This window comes from Sphingomonas chungangi (assembly GCF_013778325.1).
Classification (GTDB): Bacteria; Pseudomonadota; Alphaproteobacteria; order Sphingomonadales; family Sphingomonadaceae; genus Solisphingomonas; species Solisphingomonas chungangi.
Window position 1 is genome coordinate 1 of the sequence record NZ_JACEIB010000020.1, and the last position, 2309, is coordinate 2309.

1 protein-coding gene is annotated in these 2309 nt (G+C 67.0%); it reads right to left on the bottom strand.

Translation table 11 applies throughout. The annotated features are described in order from the left end of the window. Positions 1–2256 (bottom strand): GumC family protein (locus HZF05_RS13580; RefSeq protein WP_160366189.1); only part of this gene is annotated, 2256 nt, incomplete at its 3' end. Positions 2257–2309: the final 53 nt, after the last annotated feature.

The following is a 2309-nucleotide window of genomic DNA, read 5'->3' on the forward strand; positions in this document are numbered from 1 at the left end:
CCACGGCCATTTACGGTGGTTTTGGTTATCCTGTTTGTCGCCGTAGGAGTAGGAGTAGGTGTAGTTGTACCCGTATCCGTAACCGTAACCGATTTTGCGGGCGTCGTATTTGGAGAGCAGCGCGCCGATCATGGTGATGCCGCTGGAGGCGAGGCGGCGGACGGCGGCCTTGGCGTGTCCGTGGTGGGAGCCGTTGGCCTCGACGACGAAGAGGGTGGCCTCGGTGGCGGAGCCGATCAGGATGGTGTCGGCGAGGCCGAGCACGGGCGGCGCGTCGATCACGACGACGTCGAAGCGCTTGGCGAGGTCGGCGACGAGGTTGCCGAGCCTGGGGCCGGAGAGCAGCTCGGCCGGGTTGGGCGGCAGCGGGCCGGCGGAGACCAGCGAGAGGGTGGGGATGTCGGTCGGCTGCAGCGTCTCCTCGAAGCCGGCGATACCGGCGAGCAGGTTGGAGAAGCCCTTGTTGTTGTGGGCGTTGGCCAGCCGGTGCAGCGAGGGCTTGCGCAAGTCGCCATCGATCAGCACCACCGACTTGCCGATCTTGGCGAAGTTGCGCGCGATCGCATAAGCGGTGGTCGACTTGCCTTCCGACTGGCGGGTCGAGGTGACCGACAGGGTGCGCGGCGCGCCGCCCTTGTGGCCGAGCTCGATCGAGGCCCGGAGCGCCGCATAGGCTTCCGACAGCGCCGAGCGCGGATCGTCGAGCGCCTCCTGCGGGGTGATGCTCTCCTCCAGCAGCGGGGTCGAGTTGAGGAAGGTCAGCCCGAGCTTGGCGGGCACGTCCTCCGGCGTGCGGATCGAGTCGTCGAACTTGTCGCGCAGCAGCACGAAGCCCGAGGCCGCGACCAGGCCGAGCAGGGTCGCCAGCGCCAGGTTGATCAGCGGCCGCGGGCTGACCGGCTTGGCCGGGGCCTCCGCCACGTCGACCTGGCTGATGTTGTTGGCGGCGACGCCGGCCTGCGCCGACACTTCCGAATAACGCTGCAACAGGCTGTCGTACATCGTCCGGTTGGTGTCGACCGTCCGCTTGAGGATGTTGTACTCCACCGAGCGGCTCTGCTCGTTCTGGGTCGAGCTCTTCAGCCCGTTGACCTGGCCCGCCAGCGCCTGCTCCTGCTTGCTCGCGGTCAGATACTGCTCCTTGATCGAGGAGCGGATCGAATCCGCCATCGCGTTGATCTGGCGATCGAGCTCGGCGATGTGCGCCGCCGCCTGCTGCATCTGCGGATAGTCCGGCTTGTGCCGCTGGAGATCCTGCTGGTACGCCGCCTGGGCCTGCGCCTTGAGCTGGGTCAGCTGCATGATCGCCGGGTTGGTCAGCACCTCCTGCAGCTGCAGGGGCGAGCTCGCCTGCGCCTGCTGCCAGTGCTGCTGCGCCTGCACGCGCGACGCCTGCGCCTGCGCATAGGCGTCGTTCAGCTCGACCAGGTTCGACGTCGTCAGCGAGCGCGGCGTCGACGAGCCCGTCGTGCTGTCCGTCCCCGACGCGATGCCGCCCGACACGTCGAGCAGGTTGGCGCCGCGCGCATAATCGAGCAGCGCCCGCTCCGACGCCTCCAGCTTGGTGCGCGTGTCCGACAGCTGGCCTTCCAGGAAGTTGCGCGCATAGACCGACGAGCCGAACTTGCGCTTCATGTTGAACATCATGAAGTCGGCCGCGAAGGTGTTCGCCACCCGCGCCGCCAGACGCGGATCGGGGCTCGTGAAGGCGATCGCCACCACCCGCGAATTGCGCGGCAGGTCCACCTTCAGACCGTTCGCCAGGATCGTCAGGATCTGCTCCTGCTTGGTGTCCGCCAGGCTCAGCGCGCCCTGCGGCTTGTCCGCCGGCTTCGCCCCCATCCGCCGCACGAAATCGTCATTGGCGCCCAGGTTCAGATCCTGCGCCACCGCCAGCGCCAGCGCACGGCTCTGCAAAACGTCCACCTGCGTCTGCAGGAAACGGTCCGTGTCCTGCCACGCATCCGCCTGCTGCAGCGACTGCTGGCTGCTGTCCCCCAGCACGTTCGCCGACTGCTGGTCGATCTGGATGCTCGACACCGCCTTGTACTTCGGCGTCATCAGCATCGTCAGACCAAGACCCGCCAGCATCGCACCCGCCACGATCGCCGCGATCAGCAAACGGTTGCGGTAAAAGGTCGACCACAAGGCACGCAGCGCGCGCGCAAGCTCCTCCGACGTCGACGGGCCGGCAAGATGCTCCTCGCCAAGGTCGAATATGTCCTCGTCGGGATGAAGCGCGATCTGCTTGTTCATCTGCCGTCCCCTCTAGTCCCTCAACGCACCGCCGCGTAGCTGAATGCCGTCAA